The organism is Thermococcus sp. 101 C5 (assembly GCF_009372125.1).
In the GTDB taxonomy this organism is placed as follows: domain Archaea; phylum Methanobacteriota_B; class Thermococci; order Thermococcales; family Thermococcaceae; genus Thermococcus_A; species Thermococcus_A bergensis.
On the sequence record NZ_WHIZ01000047.1, the window covers coordinates 1 to 16,424 of the forward strand.

The following is a 16,424-nucleotide window of genomic DNA, read 5'->3' on the forward strand; positions in this document are numbered from 1 at the left end:
TTCTCCCAGTTGTGGAGGGTTGAGTAGTGAATGTTTGCTCCGAAGAATTTTCTGCCGTAGTGCTGGGCGTCTCTGAGGGGTAGGTTGTAGTATTGTTTAAAGAGGAGTATTGCCAGTATTGTTTTTACTGGAAATTTTTTGGATTTTGGCAGGTTCTTCAGCTTTCCTTCTGATTCGAAGTCTGCTAAAACGTCAAGAATTGCGAATGCCACGCTTTCAGGGTCTTTGAGTCTGTGATCCCATCTGGGGATCACGACAACCACCTGAAAGAATTCAGCAAAAACCCTAATAAAGGTTACTATAAACACGCCCTGGTTAAATTTTAAAACCTGAAAAGCAATTCATAAGACGTATGAGCAAGTGGAAAGAAACCCTAAAAGAGGAGGGGATTCTTGAGGTAGGGGATTTTGTTATTGAAGTCAGCGTAGAGTCTGAATGCCCATGTAAGGATGACACCCTTTACCCGGCAGTTCTGATATATGACCTCAAAGATGAAGAGATTTATTACCTTGATGAACCCTTTGAACCTGTAAGCAACTTTAAAGAAGCCCTTGAGCAGGTTTTTGAGTGGATTGAGAGATATAAACATGGAGAGCCGCCGAGAATGAAGAGAAGCCCCAAGAAAGATGCTCCCGAGGAAGTTGTGCAGAGATTTTTGGAAGCTCTGAAGTCCCTTGAGTAGGGCAAAAACTTTAAGTTCTTTTTTCAATGCCCCTTGGAGGTGTGGGATTTGGATCCAAAAAAGTCAGTTCTTAAGGAGTCATCAACTGAGGGAATTAAGGAAATTCCTGTCATTGGCCCATGGCTTGAGGACGTGAGCAGCTTAGAGGAAGTCATTGAATACTACGAAAGAATAGGCTTTCAAGCAACACATCTGGGAAAGGCCATTGAAATCTGGAAGAAAGTGGAGAAAAAGAGAAAAAACGGGGAAGAAGTTAGAGTTTTCCTCGGCTACACATCCAATATAGTTTCTTCTGGCCTGAGGGAGGTTATAGCTTATCTTGTGAAGCATAAGAAGGTCGATGTAATTGTAACCACCGCTGGAGGAGTGGAGGAGGATTTCATAAAAGCCCTGAAACCCTTTATCCTTGGAGACTGGAACGTCAACGATGCCGAGATGAGACAGAAGGGAATAAACAGAATTGGCAACATTTTTGTGCCCAACGACCGCTATATTGAATTTGAGAAGTACATGATTCCGTTCTTTGAGAGGCTCCTAGAGATTGAAAGGGAAAAAAAGAGACATTTAACAGCGAGTGAGGTCATCTACGAGCTCGGCAGATATATGGACGAAAAGCTGGGCAAAGAGAAGGAAAAGAGCATCCTTTACTGGGCATACAAGAACAACATTCCGATCTTCTGTCCTGCTTTGACCGATGGTTCCTTTGGGGATATGCTTTACTTCTTCAAAGAGGAGAGAGGCGACAGAGAGCTTATAATAGATGTAGCCAACGACATAGTGAAGCTCAACAACCTCGCCATTACCGCAAAGGAGACCGCATCAATAATTCTGGGTGGGGCTTATCCAAAGCACGCCATAATCAACGCAAACCTCTTTAGGGGCGGAACAGATTACGCAATCTACATAACCACCGCAATTCCGTGGGACGGCTCTTTAAGCGGAGCTCCCCCAAGTGAAGGCGTGAGCTGGGGCAAAATAAAGGCAAAGGCAGATTACGTGGAAATATGGGCAGATGCGACGCTGGTTTTCCCAATCCTTGTGTGGATGGTCATGAAAAGGGAATAAAAAGGCAGATATTCAATAAAGCGTAACCCAGACCTCCTCTCCCTCTTTATACCCTTCGCTGTCCTCCGGGATTTCGAGATAAGCGTTGCTCTCAACTATTGCGCTCATTATTCCGCTTCCCTTTTTCTTAATCGGCACAGCTTCGCCGTTTTCATAGTAAACCTTCACAAACTCATGCCTTCCCAGAGATGATGGCACTTTCTCCTTGAGCCTTGCCTTAACCCTTATCGGCCTGTAATCTGCTCCAACAAGCTTTGCTAAAGCATATTTGACGTAGAGATGGAACTGGGCAAATACAGCAGCAGGGTAACCGCTCATGACGAAGACTCTCTCGCCATACCCTATCGGTCTTCCCGGCTTGTTTGTGCATCCATGGAAGAGCAGGTTGACGAACTTGTGGGCATAGTCCTTCTCTCCAAAGGCGCTTCCACCGGTGATTAAAACGAGGTCGCACTCCTTTTTTGCCCTTTCAATTGTTTTGCCTATGAGCTCTTCATCGTCCGGAATTATACCGTAGAAGACCGGTTCGCCAAAGTATTCCCTCACAAGAGCTTTCAGCATTGCGGAGTTGCTTTCCAAGATTTTTCCACTTCTCAGGGCTTCTTCATTCAGCTCTTCTATTAGCTCATCACCTGTAACCATTATCCCAACCTTGGGCTTTCTCTTCACCTTAACGGTTTTAATTCCAAGCCCCTTGAGCATTCCGAGGTCTTGAGGCTTTAATATTCTCCCTTTCCTGAGGACGACTTCTCCCTTCTTCACGTCTTCGCCTTTGAAGGCAACATTCTGCCCTGGGGCAACGGGTCTGAGGACGTAGATTTTGTTCTCCTCTCGCTTCACCTTTTCCTGCTCTATGACGGCATTGGCTCCCTTTGGCATCTTGTTGCCGGTCATTAGCTTTATTGCTTTACCGTTGGTGACCTCTCTCTCGCTTTCCATTCCAGCAGTGATTTCATCGATAACCTCGAGCTCCACCGGAGCGTACTCCCTCGCTTGGAAAGTATCTTCAGCCCTAACCGCATACCCATCAACGGCAGAGCGATCAAAGGGGGGTAAATCTATTGGTGAGACAACATCCTCGGCAAGCACTCTCCCGAGAGCTTCGTCAAGGGGAAGTTCCTCGGTTTCTTCAAGCTCTTTTATATCGTTCAGCATCATTTCGAGGGCTTTTCTGTAGGGGGTTAGCTGTTTGAATTCCCTCATCTTATCACCTTCTAACTTTTAAGTTATAAGTTAAAAGTTATAACTTATAACTACTCCCTCGCATGTTTGAGAATGTGATAGGCTTCTTTTTTGATAATTTCAAGGGCTGTTTTCACTGCGTTTAGACTTCCCGGCAGACAGAAGACGACTTTGCTTTCTTTATCCCTTATTATTCCCGCGGTTGCTCTGCTTAGAACCGCAGCGGTTCCAACTTCTTCGTAGCTCTTTAGCCTGAATATCTCCCCAAAACCTACGAGTTCTTTATCAAAGAGGGGTCTCAAGGCTTCAATCGTCACGTCTCTCCTTGTTATTCCGGTACCGCCCGTTGTAATCACAACATCGGCCTTTTCAAGGGCTTCAATTACAGCCTTTATTATCTTGAGCTTTTCATCCGGCACAACTGCATAATAGACGTTCTCATTTCCTTCCTTTTTCAGCTCCTCAATTATGTAATAACCGCTTAGGTCTTCCCTCTTTCCGCGGCTTGCGGTGTCGCTGACGGTTATAACGGCGAACTTGAACTTTTTGGGTGCTTTGGCTTTGTGCTCTTCAACTCCCATTTTACACCACCATTTAACATTCGGCTAAGAGGTTAATAACTTTTTTCAAACCACCTATCAAGATCAAGAAAATCTCGCTTTTGGAGAGGCTTTAAATTTCAATATTCCTGAGAATTGATAACCTATTTCCTCTTAGATGAAAATTCATCTATGGCAAGTCCTTCATGTTGTTGAATTAGTTTTAATGTGGTTTTTCCTATTCTCCGCAACTAAAGGAATTACTTAAAGAATTATAGTTCTGTCAAAAATAGTTAAAAAGAGTGAAAATTAACTAAAGCTTGCGAATCCAATCTCATAGAGTTGCCTCAGCATGCGGAGGACTTTTTTAGCCATGTGCTTAAAGCGGAAGTTGTCCTTGTAAGTTTCCCACTCTTTGAGTATGGCAACAATCATATCACTACTGAGCTTATCAATCTCGTCTGGTAATTTAATCTCGATTTTGTTTTCATTTCTATCGAGCTTTATGGTGACCTGTTCGTTCATACAAAGCTTTAAAACCTCCTTCAATGGCTTTTCAAGCTTCTTCCTGTTCCCGTGGAACTTTGGAAGGACTTTCATGAGAAGTGCCAAGTCAAAGATTTCATCGTCATTCTCAAATTTGACTATTTCTCTTTCTTGGCTTTCTTTGGCATTTTTGAAGAACAAAGCTATTTCGTCGACTACTCTATATCCAAAGTGGAGGTCGTAAGGCTCGAGAGCTTTGTTTAATTCAATGAGGATTTGCCAGTACTCAGTACCCTTCAGTTTTTTGACAGCCTCGTTTATTTCATCTTTCGAGCGGGCAAGGAACTGGTCATCTTTGCCACGAAGATCCTCCAGAATGGCCTCTCTTAACGGCACCACAAGCCCATAGGCCGATCCATCATCCGCATTTTCTTCTGGAGGATACTTCTCAAGCTCCACCTCGTGAAACTCTATCGTGAAAGCCCTGTCGAGGACTTTTGGGCTGAAGGCGTATGTTGTCTCATCCATGTTGACAGTTCCAACGATGTAGAGGTTCGGGGGAAGTTTAAGCTCTTTGGGGATTTCCAGGAACTTTTCAACCTCATCACTGTCGTGTAGGGGTATTCCCTCCTTAGTGAAGCCTTTTTCGTCTCTCCCACTCTCAAGAACACTTAGGAAGTCGGCGAAATAGTACTCCACGTGGGCAAGGTTCATCTCGTCAAGCAGGACGAAGTAGGGCATGGCACCCCTCCCGTTCTTCTCGTAGTCTTCCTTGGCTTTTAGAATGAACTCAAGTAGCTTGGTCTTGTGATATTCGCCGGTTAATGGGTTGTAGTACCCAAGCAGCTGCTTTGAGTCCCTCCAATCCGGGCGAACCGGGAGGAAGAGGAAATTTTTCTTTTCAGGGTCGAGAAGCTCTGCCAGTTCCTGGACAATTTTCGTTTTGCCAGTCCCCGTGAGGCCTGAAAGGATAACGAAGCCCTTGGTCTTGAGGGCGGTGTAGAACTGGGAAACTAGATGCTCTGGGTAGAGATAGCCTTTTGAAGCGAAATACTGTTTTAGTGTAACTGATTCACTTTGTCCTTTCTTTGCAAAATAAAATACTACCTCACTCATGTCATCAACACTAGCTTCCTCGACAGCAATATTTAAAGCACTAAGGAACCTTAGGTATTCCTCGGTAACTTTTTTAAGTTTCTTTTTGGAGTATTTTTGAACGTCCCAGAACTTATTCAGTTCTAATCTCTCAATAATTTCTCCGCTCATTATATGACTGTGAATGGGAAAGAATACCTTTGGATTAAAAACAAAAATCCATGAGCTTAGTGTAGATACTTTGGTGTGGGGAGCTTCCATTACTTTGAGAATTAGCTGTAGAATCTCGCTATTCATCTCAACTTCTTTTATGTCATCGATTTCTTCCACAACCTGCATTAGTTCCTGAAAATCTGGCCTAGACAAAATGTCACGTGCCACCTCACCTGAAGCTTTTGCACTTCCCCACAACCATAATACCTCCACACCCAACAACTCATGAACTTTATTGACAGTATTCAGAAGTTCTTTAAACTCTTCTTCTGTAATTGAGTCTCCTTTCTTTGCCAATTCCTTTATTCTCTGAAGATATCCCCTAAATTCTTTCTCTTTTAAGACCCACTCATCGTTATGGGTCGCTTTAAGTTGTTTTAGTAGCGATGCCAGCTTCTCTGACAGATTTTTTGTTTGTACTTTAACCTGAAGCCACCAGCCAAAATGGTCTATGATAACATAGTTGATGTCCTGATGATCACATTCTTCTTCAAAAATGCTCTTTAGCTCTTTAAGGCGGGAAAGAACTTCTGAATATTTCATTGGCTTTCTCCACCCAAGTTCCTGGAAGTACCATTCAACAGTATTATTCCACGGGCTAAAGTGAGTTGGATAATAAAAAGCTAAAGCTTCAGATACAAGCCCCTTCCCAACGCCTTTTATTTCTTCCCACTTCTCAAAGCGTTCATCGATATCCTTTAAAATTTCTTCTGGGTCAGTTTCGACGATTTCTTTCAGGAAATTCTCCCAGAGCTGTTTTAGTTCGGATGTATCCTTAATGTGAAATCTAATAGCATTTCTCCCGGAATGCAGATAACTAATAGCCTTTTTCAGAAGTTCATAGTTACCAGTTCTCTTAATTTTATCAAGAGTCTCTCTAAATTCCTTAATGTTTTTATCGGCCCATTCATTTTTTGCCACTTCAAGCTCTGTACGACAATACTCTCTAATTAACTCTCGAAGTTTATTTTGGTTTATCATCCTTTCACCTCCGGTATCATAGACAAATACCCGATTCCCTCAAGTTTAACACCATTCTTGTCCAATAATCTATCTAAATCAAACTTCCCTTCACATCTTTCTAAATCTCCAATACATCTTTTGTTAGTCCCAAAAAACACGCTTTTGTTTCCCGGATATAACACTACAGCAAACTTGGCATTTAGAGCGTCTTTATATGTGTGCATCTTGTAGATGTCTTCAAGCTTTGCCCATCTCTGAAGAGTGGGCTCTCTTTCCATTCCTTTGTCTTCATCTGCGAATTTATTAATATCGACAACATCGAACTTGAATTTTGCGTCGAAAACTCCTAGAAGGCTCATCTTCTGCTCTGATGGATCCCTGGCAAATAATGAAAAATCAGGTCTAAGCGAGACAGAGTAACTCCACTTTTTAGGAGTTAACTTTTTGTTATAATAAATCCTCCAACCATTGTTGAATTCAGCATAGACTTCTTCCTTGCTATCGCTCTCGTGAAGTTCTCCTGTCGGTTCAATTACTAATCTCAAACCCTTCCATCCAAGTATACTTTCAAGTTCCTCTACAAGCTTGAAAAAGCACCAGTACTCATAGAGCTTGGCAATATCCTTGTTATCTATGGCTTTTTGCATTTCACCAAAAAATGGTGAATAACTTCTGAATTCTTGCCAGAGCTGGAGCAAATCTCTGTACCCTTCACGTTTAAGGAGCACTTGAGAGGTGTATGGAAAAATCACCATTTCGCCCACATCATCAAAAATATCACGTGTGGCATAGTATTCTAGCTCACCAAGGACAAAGCTTAATTTGGAAATTATGTTCTCTCTTTGTTCCGCTGTTAAAGATGACGACGTTAGAAGTGAATTAATAACTCTCTCATTCCATGTTATCAGATCATTGAGAAAGCGCTTGGCAAATCTATTCTCATGAGTGTCAAAGCTTTCGTACTTGACTTTCTGAATAACTCTGGTAGGAACATGGTTGTTTAGGTATCTTGCAATTGCAATAGAAGAAGCTTCTGCTTTTACCAAGTATTTAGGATGAGTAATGATTGAAATTAGAGTATCCTCACCAACTTCACTTACTTCCCAGAAGTCCAGCCAGTCCTCCCTCTCAAAAAGTTTTCTGTGAGGACGTCTTGTGATTTCTTCATAGGCCGAAATTATTCTCCCTTTATTGTTTATGAGAAAGTGGTATGCAAAGAGCTCACTTATAGGCTCTTCGGATTCTTCAACTTCAAATGCCGTAGGGGCACTGATCGAGAAAGGGAGAGAAATTGATTTCTCCGTTATATATTCGACCAACGCTTTATATAGCCTTCTATGCTTTCCTACAATGTCTTCTCTGTCTTTATAAATTTTTTCAACTTTCTCTGAGAGTACTTCAAAGTTTTCAAATTTAAGAGAGATTGGTTTGATACCTTCTAGAATCTCGATATTAGTCTTACCAATATAGTTCTTGAACTGAAATGTTGCTATGTATGTATTATCATCAATCTTCTCTGCATCAAGGTTCTCATTCCCTATCCTCAATGTGAACGCCTTTTCTCCAATAATCCTGTATTCCTGCCATTCAAAGAGATACAGTGTTCCATTATCTTCTATCATGCATTCCTTCTCTTTTTTATTTTTTAATATGGCTTGTAGACGATATTTTTCTTCTCTGTCAAGCAGCACTTCATTCTTATTTTCTTCCATTTTGTATATCCCCTCCAATTTGTGTATTGACTTCATCAAATATCCTCTTCACACTTCTCCAGTAGATCAAATGTTCCTCATTTCGTATTTTCTCCCCATTCACGAGATAGGCACCCTTTGGTGTCTGCAAGATTAGGCCCTGTTCCAGAAGCTCCTTAATAGTATCATCCAAGGATTTCCATGGCTTAATTATGTTGGAAAACATCTCTCTATCAACATAGTACAGCTCTCCCAAAAATCCCTCAAGATCCTCCCTAGTAACTCCCTCTTCCCTTCCCATAACATGCTGAATGTAGTAGATGATGTTAAGGAGTAAAAATCTCCTTCTTCCCGCTCTTAGCCAGTCCTCCCAGTGTTCTGGATGTTTCTCTGGATGAAGCACAGTATCTTTTATGTATTCAAAAACACGATTTGGATCTCTTTCAGGAGCCCCCATACAAAACACTCTCCGGAGCACTTTTCGCATGTCTACCATATTCCAGCATCATCAAAATCTCCACTTTCTATTCTTTTCCCACTTGGTTCATACTTCCACTCCCATAGAATGGCCTCGCCGAACTCTGTGTTGACTTCAACGGGCATATATCCAGCACCGACCTCTATGTTGTTGAGTAGCTCGAAGGTTTTCTCATCAACCTCCCAAATCTCAACTTTCAACTTTCCAGAGCCTTTAACTGCATAAGGCAATCCATCAACGTAGAGCTCATAGCCCTTGATCCAGTCTTCCCCAAGGAAAATTGCATCTTCCAGATATCCATGTAGAGGCTTTCCCTTTCTCAAAGTTCCATAAACAGCTATTTTAACTGACATTTGTTAAACCTCCCAACTACCACCATTTTTTAAAATAACAGTTTTTTCTTCCCAGTTCTCTTTAAACCACTCCCGGCTTTCCGTGTGGACGGGGATGATGTAATCGGGATCAATCTCATCAATTACTTTTTCTAATTCTTCCCTAGAAACGTGTCCTGAAGCGTGGAGCCCCCCTTTCAAATATTGGCTTTCCTTCAGCATCAACCCTGAATCCATGGACTTCAAAGCCAAAATACTGAAGCCAGTTCCAGAGGCGAAGGAAACTAAACGTCTGTTCCTCGGTAAAGGCTTCACTTGATGAATAGATGTAAACCCCTCCATTGGGCATCACATCCAATAGATGGGGCATATCGTAGAATGAAAAGCAGAGAATGTAGTTTTCTTGTCCTTTTCTGATTTCGAATGGAGAAGCATACTGCTCAGCATAATTGCCCCAAACCACTATCTCCTCCCACTTTTGGCGTGTGGCTTTAAAGTTTCCATAGATCCTGAGACCTGCAAGTCTATCAACACCATCAACAAGTTTTAGCGCATGGAGAAAGTACGCATCTTTTGCGGTTATCACAAGCTCTCGTCCTGTTTTTTCTGCGATTTCCTTAAAGTTCTCAAGTCGTTCGAAATTTCTCGCTGAAAAATCAGCCACAACAAGACCCTTGGCCTCTTCAGCTATCTTTAGAGCATTCTTATAAACCTCCTCTTCAGAAACATTTTCATGCTCCTCCCTGCCAACTCTTGTGCCCTCAGTTATCAAAATGCTCACGTTTTTTGCTTCTTTGATGAACTTTCTGGTTTTGTCGCCATTTTTGCCATGTAATCGAAAGTCCCCAGTATAGGCCAAGCTTATCTCCCCTTCAATTATGTAAGCCGTTGCACCGTAAATTGAGTGATCCACATTAAATGGCTTAATTTCAAATCCTAAATCTTCCTCATTGACGGTTTTCACATCACCGGGCAAAATTTTCTTAGCTCTTGGAGATTCCTGTCCAGGCCTGTAAAAGAGGAAATCCGAGAGGTCTTGTGAGTCTTCAGTGAGGATGACATCCCTCGAGAAGTAATGGGACTTCCTGTCTGCCTCCAAAACATAACCTTCCTCATCCTTCCTCACTCTAACTTTGTAATATGGGGACTCCATGCCAAAATGGCTCCCACCAGCTGCCGTGTCATTCAAAGCCTTAATTATCGATATTGTCGTTGGAGAGCCCACTATAGGAATGTTTTTGTCAAGAAGGGCCACGTTTCCAACGTGGTCTAGGTGAGCGTGACTTATGAGGATTGCATCAACCTTGGGCCTTGGGAATCTTCCAACCTCACGGAAAAGATCTTCTGGAATTAGATCTTTTCGATAGATGTTGAGCTTTGGTATCATCCCAAGACGCCAGAGATCATAAATTCCCCTAGCTGTTCTTTCGCTTATGAATTCTTCATAATATTGAGAATACTTTGCAAAATTCATTCCAAAGTCCAGGAAGAGACCATTTTCACCTTCTTCAACGTGAATCTTTGTTCCACCAATAGTATCGGCACCATCGAAAACGGTTATTTTCATCGCTGATACACCCCAACAACCCTCATAATTATATTTTATCATTGGAAATATTTAGATTTTTCTAGAGGTGGATTAAACAAAGACGGTAGGTCTTAACTTTTTTAAAGAATCAAACCCCAACAATCTAAGGTGATTACATGCACGAGCTCTACACGGTTCTGGCAGAGTATTATGATGCCATCTACCGAAAAAGGGCGGAGAGAGTTAAGAAGGAAATCGACTTTGTTGAGGAGATATTCAAAAACGATGCAAAGCGAGATGTGAAGCGAATCCTCGATTTGGCCTGTGGAACGGGGATTCCAACCCTTGAGCTTGCAGAGAGAGGCTACGAAATAGTGGGCTTAGACCTTCACGAAGAGATGCTTGAGGTCGCAAAGGAAAAGGCCCAACAAAGAGGACTGAACATCAGGTTCCTTCAGGAAGATGCCCTTGAGATAAATTTTGAAAATGAATTCGACGCAGTAACGATGTTCTTTTCCAGCATCATGTATTTCGATGAAGAGAATCTCCAAGGGCTCTTTAAGGGTGTTGTTAAAGCCCTCAGACCCGGAGGAGTTTTTGTTGCAGACTTCCCGTGCTGGTTCTATGGAGGAAGTGATGGACCAATACTGTGGGATGAGCAAAATGGAAACGAAAGGCTTGTAATTACAGACTGGCGTGAAGTCGAACCAGCTTTTCAAAAGCTCCGCTTCAAGAGGCTCGTGCAGATAATTAAGCCAAATGGAGACACTAAAGCGTTTTTTGTCAATGACGAGCTCAACATCTACACGCCAAGAGAAATGAAGCTCCTAGCCAGAGAGCACTTCAGCGAGGTCAAAATCTACGGTCACCTGAAGAGGGAACTCATGCCAAATGACAGAAGATACTGGCTTGTTGGAATTAAGTAAACTTTTTAAACTCCAAATTTGTTTTATTTTCTGGTGGTGCATATCGTCAATCGCCACACCGATTGCTGAATTTATTGAAAAAAGATTCTTCCTTTTCTGGTTAGTGAACTTTCTCTCACCGCCGCCGGAAGGATTAACCTTTTTAAGGTGCGCTTTTGATAGGTTAAACATCTTCAAAAGAGGTGATAGAAATGCTCCCGAAGACCTACGACCCAAATGAGATAGAGCCAAAGTGGCAGAAGTTCTGGCTTGATGAAAAGATATACAAATATGAGCTTGACGAGAAGAGACCGGCTTATTCAATAGACACTCCGCCCCCGTTCACGAGCGGTACCCTGCACTTAGGCCACGTGCTGAGCCATACTTGGATTGACATCGTGGCAAGGTATAAGAGGATGAGGGGCTACAACGTCCTCTTCCCACAGGGCTTTGATAACCATGGCCTTCCAACGGAGCTCAAGGTGGAGAAAGAGTTTGGGATAAGTAAAGACCAGCCAGAGGAGTTTCTCAAGAAGTGTATAGAATGGACATGGCAGGCTATAGAATCTATGAGGAACCAGTTCATTAGAATAGGCTATTCTGCGGACTGGGATCTAGAATATCACACAATGGATGATGACTACAAAGCTCTGGTGCAGAAATCCCTTCTCGAGTTCTACAAGAAGGGTCTCCTTTACCAGGACAAACACCCGGTTTACTGGTGCCCAAGGTGTAGGACAAGCCTTGCAAAGGCAGAAGTAGGATACGTTGAAGAGGATGGCTACCTCTACTACATCAAGCTTCCTATTGCTGGAGAAGATGACTACATACCAATAGCCACCACAAGACCGGAGCTCATGCCAGCATGTGTAGCCGTATTCGTTCACCCTGAGGATGAGCGCTATAAGGATAAGGTTGGTAAGAAGGTAAAGCTCCCGATATTTGAGAGAGAAGTACCCATATTAGCGGATGAGGATGTGGATCCGAACTTTGGAACGGGAGCTGTTTACAACTGTACTTACGGTGATGAGCAGGACGTAGTGTGGCAGAAGCGCTACAACTTGCCCGTGATTATAGCGATTAGTGAAGACGGCAGAATGAACGAGAACGCCGGCAAGTATAAGGGACTAACGACCGAAGAGGCAAGGAAAGCGATAGCAAAAGACCTCGAAGAGATGGGTCTTCTCTATAAGAAAGAAAAAGTACATCACCGTGTATTGAGACACACGGAAAGAAGTTCATGTATGGCGCCGATTGAGCTGTTGCCAAAGAAGCAGTGGTTCATCAAGGTGAAGGACTTCACGGATGAGATAGTTAAAGTGGCAGAGCAGATTAAGTGGTATCCGGAGGACATGTTCCTAAGGCTCAAGGACTGGGCGGAGAGCATGGATTGGGATTGGGTAATAAGCAGACAGAGAGTCTTTGGAACACCAATTCCCTTCTGGGTGTGTAGGGATTGTGGCGAGATAATCCCAGCGAGAGAAGAAGACCTGCCAGTAGATCCAAGATTCGACAAACCTCCAGTGGATAAGTGTCCGAAGTGTGGAAGCACAAACTTAGAGGGCGTAAAGGACGTCCTTGACTGCTGGGTGGACTCAAGCATAACTCCCCTAGTAATAACAAAGTGGCAAAGAGATGAGAAGTGGTTCAAGCACAACTTCCCGACCTCACTGAGACCGCAGGGAACTGATATCATAAGGACATGGGCGTTCTACACCATCTTCAGAACTTATATGCTCACCGGGCAGAAACCTTGGCACGACATCCTTATCAACGGTATGGTGGCCGGACCAGACGGAAGAAAGATGAGCAAGAGCTATGGAAACGTTGTCTCACCGGAGGAAGTGATTCCAAAGTACGGAGCAGATGCCCTAAGGTTATGGACAGCTTTGGCACCTCCGGGAGAGGATCACCCGTTCAAGTGGGAGATAGTTGACTACAACTATCGCTTCCTCCAGAAGCTGTGGAACATCTTCCGCTTTGCCGAAAGACACATCACGGACTTCGACTACGAGAAATACAAGGATATTGAGCTTGAGCCCCTCGACAGGTGGATACTTTCGAGATTGCACAGACTGATAAAGTTCGCAACAGAAGAGCTCGAAAAGTACCGCTTCAACCTGCTCACGAGAGAGCTCATGACTTTCGTATGGCACGAGGTTGCGGATGACTACCTCGAGATGATAAAGCACCGCCTCTATGGAGAAGATGAGGAAAGCAAGCTAAAGGCTAAAGCTGCGTTATATGAGCTCCTATATAACATAACGCTCTTACTTGCGCCTTTTGCTCCACACATAACCGAGGAGCTCTACCAGGAGCTGTTCAAGGATAAAGTCGGGGCTAAGAGCGTGCACCTCCTCAGCTGGCCCACCTATAGGGAGGACAGAATAGATGAAGAGGCAGAAAAGCTTGGAAAGCTCGCCAGCGAAATAGTTGGGGCTATGAGGAGATACAAGAACTCCCACGGTCTGGCTTTGAACGCCAAGCTCAAGCATGTAGCAATTTACGCAACAGACAGCTATGACATGCTTAAGGCAATTGAAAAGGACATTGCCGGAACAATGAACATCGAAAAGCTCGAGATAATCAAGGGCGAGCCGGAGCTTGAGGAGAGGATAACCGAAATCAAGCCGAACTTCAAGACCGTTGGGCCAAAGTATGGAAAGCTCGTGCCAAAGATAACTGCTTATCTTAAGGAAAATGCAGAAGAAGTTGCAAGAACGCTTAAGGAACAAGGAAAAGTCGAGTTCGAAGTAGAAGGGCAGAAGGTTGAGCTTGACAAGGAAGATGTCGTCATAAGAAAGGCAGTGTTCAGCGAAGGTGAAGAGGTAGAAACGGCAGTCGTTGGCGATGCTGTTATCCTCTTCTTCTGACACTTTTTATTTTCCCCGTAATACAGTTGCAACAACGGGGTCTGCTATCTTGTAAGTTTCGTTTTCCTCAATTATCCAGCTCATTTTTTTCAAGTTCTCGAGCAACGTATAAAGTCTCGGTTCGGGTATTCTATCCCCCCTTACCCTTAAATAGTCTCGTATAAGACTCCACCTGCTGTATCCAAGGGCTATGGCATTCAGAATTTCGACATATCTCGGGCTCCTTCGCTCCAGTTCCTTTAATTCTCCGATCACGAGACCCCTTGCGATCTTAAATGTTCTCTGGATGGCTTTTTCAAAGTCCTTATCCTTTAGATATTCTACCCCAAAAGTCACAAGCCAACCGGGTACTCCATCTAAAAGCCCTACGGCCTTTTTTATTTCTTCTTCGCTAATCTCAGCTCCAGCTTCTTTAAATCCATGTTTGAGAAACTCAAAAGAAGTCTCTCTGTTAAAAGGTTCCACAATAATCTCTCCAACGGGTCTTCCATAAAGCGGGCTCTCATAGTTTGTTATATCAAGGAAATCGTGGAGAAGTCCAATTTCCGAACCCGTTAAGATTAATCTCAGGTTTGGAAGGTTATCATAGGCATAAGCGAACAGTGTTAAAAGTTCTTTTCCCCCTCTTGAGCCATAGAACCGGAGATATTGAGCCTCGTCAAAAGCTATTACAAATCTTCCTAGCTCCTCCCCGATTTTGTTAAGTTCTTTGAAGACTTCCCTTAAGGAACTTTCCCTAGGTTCCATAGTCATGAATTTCAGGTCGAGTGAAATTTTGAATTTTGATGTTATCTTCTCTAGCAGCCCCGCTTTTGATTGAAGTTCTTTTATGAGGTCCTCTTTTGTTAAATGTCCGCTTTCTGCATAAAGTTCCCGGCAATCAATCAAAATTCCAGGATTTTCATTTAGATAAGCCTGCAGAATGGAGCTCTTTCCAACCCGCCGAATTCCCAATATGAGGGTTAGTGGGTAGGTATTTAAGCTTTTTTCGAGCTCTTCGAATTCCTTCTCCCTATCAAATATTTCTTCCCTTCTCCTTTTGGGTCTCAGGTCAAATAGCATAGCACTTACGCCCCCGTAAGTAACTTACGGTACCATAAGTTATAAGGTTTTCGGAAATAAAAACAAAAACAGCTCAGCAGTTATAGCACAGCATCATGGCCTTTTTCAGCAGAATAACCCTGTAGAGCTTACCGTTGATTAGTCTGGGAGTTGAGATCTTATTAAGATGCTGGATCCTCTTCCTTTCAAGGGCTACGAAGCCAAGCTCCCTCAAGACCTGAACGAAGTCCTCCCACCTTATATTGAGCCACTTTGAGTACTCATCAAAGAGCTCTTTTTCAACAACCAGAAACTTCTTTCCGCCTATTAAAAACCTCTTCTTGTGCTTTGGAAGCTCTTTCCTTAGTCTCCACTTCGCGTGGAGTGGCGACTGAACTTCTAAAACAGCATCATCCATAGGTTTGCCCTCCAAAACCATCTTGAGCAGGATTTCAAGGATAAGATTTATCCTATCGGGGACGCCGATTATATCCCCTTTTAGCGAGATTTTTCTCCTCAGGACTTTTATGCCTCTCTTTTCGAGCTCCTCTCCTATTTTTGGAGTGGTTTTCTTCTTCGTTCCTCCAGTATCGACGATTCCGCCGATTATAAAAGCTCCGGCTGAGAAGTCCTTCTCGCTCAGGTCTTTCTCGGCCCATGGATCGAGAAGCACAACCGTTTCTATCCCCTTTTCGTTGAGGAACTCCCACGTCGGCCCCTCGTAGGCAGTTACCTTATCTAATGGAAAGTTCGCCATTTCCTTGAACTCTTCGTTGACCCACGTAAGAGCCAAGCGTTCACCCCAGAGGTAATCCCTAATAACCCCGTAGCTTTGAGACGCTTGAAGGGCAACCTTCTTCTTTTCTTTTTCCGTGTGCTTCTCCCAGTGCATGAGGTCGATTATGAAATAAGGGTAGCTAAGCTGAGAAAGCTTTTCCTTGAGGTCTTTGCCGGTAATTACGATTTCAAACTTTTCGAGATGAGAAGAGCTCAAAGGTATGTACGCAAAAAGCGCTCCTCTTGTAGGCTTTCCTTCCAAGTCCCAAGCTATTGTTGTGGGTTCTTTTACTTTTACAATTACTCCTTTTTCCTCAAGAAGGGCTAGGGCAATTTCCTGGAGCGGTTTTTCTGAAGACCTTTTGGGGATTCTTCTAGAGAGGCTCCCGACTTTGTCTATACCCTTCTCTCTTAGAAGTTCCCTGAAAACGTCAGTGAGCGTCCTCATGGCCATCGTTTTGAGCTGGGAAGAGAGTTTTTAAGGCTTTCTCTCGAAAGGGGCGTGTTTAGTTTCACCCCCTGTTATTTAAACAGTATTTGACTCTGAGGAGGATTTTCAGACCATAACACATTA

General features: G+C 43.3%; 15 protein-coding genes. 4 read left to right on the forward strand and 11 right to left on the reverse strand.

Annotation, left to right across the window (positions count from 1 at the left end; all coding sequences use genetic code 11):
- Positions 1–308, reverse strand: a 308-nt coding sequence (locus GBV73_RS07670; protein ID WP_152878644.1) for a hypothetical protein, incomplete at its 3' end; no start/stop codon positions are given.
- 44 nt (positions 309–352) lie between these two features.
- On the opposite strand from GBV73_RS07670, the gene GBV73_RS07675 reads away from it, so the two are divergent.
- A complete protein-coding gene (locus GBV73_RS07675; protein ID WP_152880523.1) occupies positions 353–682 on the forward strand; it encodes a hypothetical protein in 330 nt (109 codons plus the stop codon).
- A 48-nt stretch (positions 683–730) separates the two neighbouring features.
- Positions 731–1,747 carry a deoxyhypusine synthase gene (locus GBV73_RS07680; RefSeq protein ID WP_152880525.1) on the forward strand — a complete coding sequence of 339 codons (1,017 nt, stop codon included), beginning with the start codon at positions 731–733 and terminating at the stop codon, positions 1,745–1,747.
- Between the two features lie 12 nt (positions 1,748–1,759).
- On the opposite strand, the gene glp is transcribed toward GBV73_RS07680, so the two are convergent.
- From glp to GBV73_RS07715, 8 genes are all read right to left on the reverse strand, one after another.
- A complete protein-coding gene (glp, locus tag GBV73_RS07685) occupies positions 1,760–2,950 on the reverse strand; it encodes a gephyrin-like molybdotransferase Glp (RefSeq protein WP_152880527.1) in 1,191 nt (396 codons plus the stop codon).
- Between the two features lie 50 nt (positions 2,951–3,000).
- Entirely contained in the window at positions 3,001–3,510 is a 510-nt protein-coding gene (locus tag GBV73_RS07690; RefSeq protein ID WP_042700355.1) for a molybdenum cofactor biosynthesis protein B, read from the reverse strand.
- 267 nt (positions 3,511–3,777) lie between these two features.
- Positions 3,778–6,243 (reverse strand): McrB family protein, encoded by a 2,466-nt coding sequence (locus tag GBV73_RS07695; protein ID WP_253910330.1) that lies wholly within the window; start codon positions 6,241–6,243, stop codon positions 3,778–3,780.
- Positions 6,240–7,937, reverse strand: a complete 1,698-nt coding sequence (locus GBV73_RS07700) for a DUF2357 domain-containing protein (protein WP_152880529.1) — start codon at positions 7,935–7,937, stop codon at positions 6,240–6,242. The genes GBV73_RS07695 and GBV73_RS07700 overlap by 4 nt, the downstream gene beginning before the upstream one ends.
- Positions 7,924–8,373 carry a hypothetical protein gene (locus GBV73_RS07705; RefSeq protein ID WP_152880531.1) on the reverse strand — a complete coding sequence of 150 codons (450 nt, stop codon included), beginning with the start codon at positions 8,371–8,373 and terminating at the stop codon, positions 7,924–7,926. Before GBV73_RS07705 ends, GBV73_RS07700 begins: the two co-directional genes overlap by 14 nt.
- A gap of 32 nt (positions 8,374–8,405) precedes the next feature.
- Positions 8,406–8,747 carry a gamma-glutamylcyclotransferase gene (locus tag GBV73_RS07710; RefSeq protein WP_152880533.1) on the reverse strand — a complete coding sequence of 114 codons (342 nt, stop codon included), beginning with the start codon at positions 8,745–8,747 and terminating at the stop codon, positions 8,406–8,408.
- A 3-nt stretch (positions 8,748–8,750) separates the two neighbouring features.
- Entirely contained in the window at positions 8,751–8,948 is a 198-nt protein-coding gene (locus GBV73_RS11385) for an MBL fold metallo-hydrolase RNA specificity domain-containing protein (protein ID WP_253910331.1), read from the reverse strand.
- A complete protein-coding gene (locus GBV73_RS07715) occupies positions 8,890–10,293 on the reverse strand; it encodes an MBL fold metallo-hydrolase (protein ID WP_253910332.1) in 1,404 nt (467 codons plus the stop codon). Before GBV73_RS07715 ends, GBV73_RS11385 begins: the two co-directional genes overlap by 59 nt.
- 137 nt (positions 10,294–10,430) lie before the next feature.
- Here GBV73_RS07715 and GBV73_RS07720 point away from each other — a divergent pair, with 137 nt between their 5' ends.
- Together GBV73_RS07720 and GBV73_RS07725 are read left to right on the forward strand one after the other, a co-directional pair.
- Positions 10,431–11,180 (forward strand): class I SAM-dependent methyltransferase, encoded by a 750-nt coding sequence (locus tag GBV73_RS07720; protein ID WP_152880535.1) that lies wholly within the window; start codon positions 10,431–10,433, stop codon positions 11,178–11,180.
- A gap of 191 nt (positions 11,181–11,371) precedes the next feature.
- Positions 11,372–14,032 carry a valine--tRNA ligase gene (locus GBV73_RS07725; RefSeq protein ID WP_152880537.1) on the forward strand — a complete coding sequence of 887 codons (2,661 nt, stop codon included), beginning with the start codon at positions 11,372–11,374 and terminating at the stop codon, positions 14,030–14,032.
- A gap of 6 nt (positions 14,033–14,038) precedes the next feature.
- Here the strand turns inward: GBV73_RS07725 and GBV73_RS07730 are convergent, their stop codons facing one another.
- Complete coding sequence (locus GBV73_RS07730) at positions 14,039–15,094, reverse strand: ATP-binding protein (protein ID WP_042700382.1); 1,056 nt, start codon at positions 15,092–15,094, stop codon at positions 14,039–14,041.
- A gap of 73 nt (positions 15,095–15,167) precedes the next feature.
- Positions 15,168–16,298, reverse strand: a complete 1,131-nt coding sequence (trm10, locus tag GBV73_RS07735; protein ID WP_152880541.1) for a tRNA (guanine(9)-/adenine(9)-N1)-methyltransferase — start codon at positions 16,296–16,298, stop codon at positions 15,168–15,170.
- Positions 16,299–16,424: the final 126 nt, after the last annotated feature.

Excerpts from the sequence above, each read along its gene's own strand:
- GBV73_RS07715 (WP_253910332.1), bottom strand. The coding sequence starts at position 10,293 with ATGAAAATAACCGTTTTCGATGGTGCCGATACTATTGGTGGAACAAAG.
- GBV73_RS07710 (WP_152880533.1), bottom strand. The coding sequence starts at position 8,747 with ATGTCAGTTAAAATAGCTGTTTATGGAACTTTGAGAAAGGGAAAGCCT.
- GBV73_RS07700 (WP_152880529.1), bottom strand. The coding sequence starts at position 7,937 with ATGGAAGAAAATAAGAATGAAGTGCTGCTTGACAGAGAAGAAAAATAT.
- GBV73_RS07705 (WP_152880531.1), bottom strand. The coding sequence starts at position 8,373 with ATGGGGGCTCCTGAAAGAGATCCAAATCGTGTTTTTGAATACATAAAA.
- GBV73_RS11385 (WP_253910331.1), bottom strand. The coding sequence starts at position 8,948 with ATGCTGAAGGAAAGCCAATATTTGAAAGGGGGGCTCCACGCTTCAGGA.
- GBV73_RS07695 (WP_253910330.1), bottom strand. The coding sequence starts at position 6,243 with ATGATAAACCAAAATAAACTTCGAGAGTTAATTAGAGAGTATTGTCGT.
- GBV73_RS07675 (WP_152880523.1), top strand. The coding sequence starts at position 353 with ATGAGCAAGTGGAAAGAAACCCTAAAAGAGGAGGGGATTCTTGAGGTA.
- GBV73_RS07725 (WP_152880537.1), top strand. The coding sequence starts at position 11,372 with ATGCTCCCGAAGACCTACGACCCAAATGAGATAGAGCCAAAGTGGCAG.
- GBV73_RS07720 (WP_152880535.1), top strand. The coding sequence starts at position 10,431 with ATGCACGAGCTCTACACGGTTCTGGCAGAGTATTATGATGCCATCTAC.
- GBV73_RS07730 (WP_042700382.1), bottom strand. The coding sequence starts at position 15,094 with ATGCTATTTGACCTGAGACCCAAAAGGAGAAGGGAAGAAATATTTGAT.
- glp (WP_152880527.1), bottom strand. The coding sequence starts at position 2,950 with ATGAGGGAATTCAAACAGCTAACCCCCTACAGAAAAGCCCTCGAAATG.
- trm10 (WP_152880541.1), bottom strand. The coding sequence starts at position 16,298 with ATGAGGACGCTCACTGACGTTTTCAGGGAACTTCTAAGAGAGAAGGGT.
- GBV73_RS07690 (WP_042700355.1), bottom strand. The coding sequence starts at position 3,510 with ATGGGAGTTGAAGAGCACAAAGCCAAAGCACCCAAAAAGTTCAAGTTC.